Annotated in this window: 1 protein-coding gene; it reads left to right on the forward strand. The window is 53.5% G+C overall.

Annotated features, from left to right (window positions below; translation table 11 throughout):
- A partial coding sequence (mutL, locus tag B2899_RS14830; RefSeq protein ID WP_286886818.1) for a DNA mismatch repair endonuclease MutL occupies positions 1-1,672 on the forward strand: 1,672 nt, incomplete at both ends.

The following is a 1,672-nucleotide window of genomic DNA, read 5'->3' on the forward strand; positions in this document are numbered from 1 at the left end:
CCGGCCTCCGTCGTCAAGGAGCTGGTGGAAAATGCAATTGACGCCGGAAGTACCCGAATTGAAGTGCATCTCGAAGAAGGGGGGCTGGCTTCGATCCGTGTTGTGGATAACGGGTGCGGTATGGTCGAAGAAGATTGCCGTCTGGCATTCGAGCGACACGCTACCAGCAAGCTGAAACGGGAACGCGATCTCGCCCACATTCGTACGTTGGGCTTTCGCGGCGAGGCGCTGCCCAGCATCGCAGCTGTCTCCCGTACAGAAGTAAAAAGCACTCCCAAAGGAGAGAAGGTTGGCACGCGTATCCGCATCGTGGGCGGTAGGGAAGATGTGTGTGAGCCGATCGCCTTTCCGCGCGGTACGGAAGTGATCGTGTCCGACTTGTTTTATAATACGCCGGCCCGCCTAAAATACATGAAAACCATTCATACGGAAGTCGGCCATGCGTCGGATGTTATGAACAGGCTGGCACTTTCGCATCCGACAATTGCGTTTTTGCTGACGCACAATCAGAAACAGCTACTGCGCACGTCAGGCGACGGCCAATTGCTGCATGTGATTGCGGCCGTATACGGCATGAATGTCGCCCGTAATATGGTCAAGATTGAAGCAGAGTCCCTCGATTTTACCATGACGGGCTACCTTGCCAGGCCGGAGATTACCCGCGCCAGCCGCTCATATATTTCTACGCTGATTAACGGCCGCTATATCCGCAATATGGGATTGACGAATGCGATTTTACGCGGCTATCATACGCTGCTGCCGATTAATCGCTATCCGATTGCGGTACTTTCGATTGATATGGACCCAACGCTCGTCGATGTCAATGTCCATCCGGCGAAGCTGGAAGTCCGTTTCAGCAAAGATCAGGAATTGTATGCTTTCGTGGAGCAGGAGGTCAAACAGGTCTGGAGTGCTCAGCGTTTAATTCCGGAGCCGGGACGAAAGCGATCGGCACAGAGCGGACCGCGCCCTAAAAGTAATGAGTACCAGGCATCCATGGATTGGACGCTCTTTGTACCGGGCAGAGAAGAGAAGAGAAGGGAAGCCGGTGTGTCTGCATCTGATTTTGAACAAGGAACGATAGGAGAAGAAGATGCGGACTCTCGTCAGGAAGAATGGAAATCTGAAGCCAGGTGGGAAGCGGAGGTAGGTTCGGGAGGGACGGAGAAGAACCGGGCGAACCAAATAAAAACAAGGCCGCACTCTCCGTTCTCTGGATTTGGCTCGGAGCGAGCGGAAGATACAGCCGCCACAGAGAGTCTATACCGGACAGAGCCGGGTTCAGACTATGTTGCGGAACGAAAGCTGAATATCGCAGATGCAGAAGATGCCCCTGCTGCTTCCTTATCCACACAGGATTCTGCATCGCAGATGAATGCCGTTCCTACAACCGAAAAACAACCTTTATCGGAGGGACAGGCACAGGATGAACCGGAAAGCGTCGAAAGGGATGCCGTCAATCTGCGTGTGCCGGAAATGTATCCTCTCGGGCAGCTGCACGGCACATACATCCTGGCACAAAACCAGGACGGCATGTTTATGATTGATCAGCATGCTGCCCAGGAACGCATCTTCTATGAGTATTTTCTTAACAAGCTGCGCGAGGAGGCTATTGAAAGCCAGGATTTGCTGATTCCGATTACGCTGGAGTTGACGGCGGCGGAAGCGGCTG

The sequence above is a fragment of the Aneurinibacillus sp. UBA3580 genome (assembly GCF_002375825.1).
In the GTDB taxonomy this organism is placed as follows: Bacteria; Bacillota; Bacilli; order Aneurinibacillales; family Aneurinibacillaceae; genus Aneurinibacillus; species Aneurinibacillus danicus.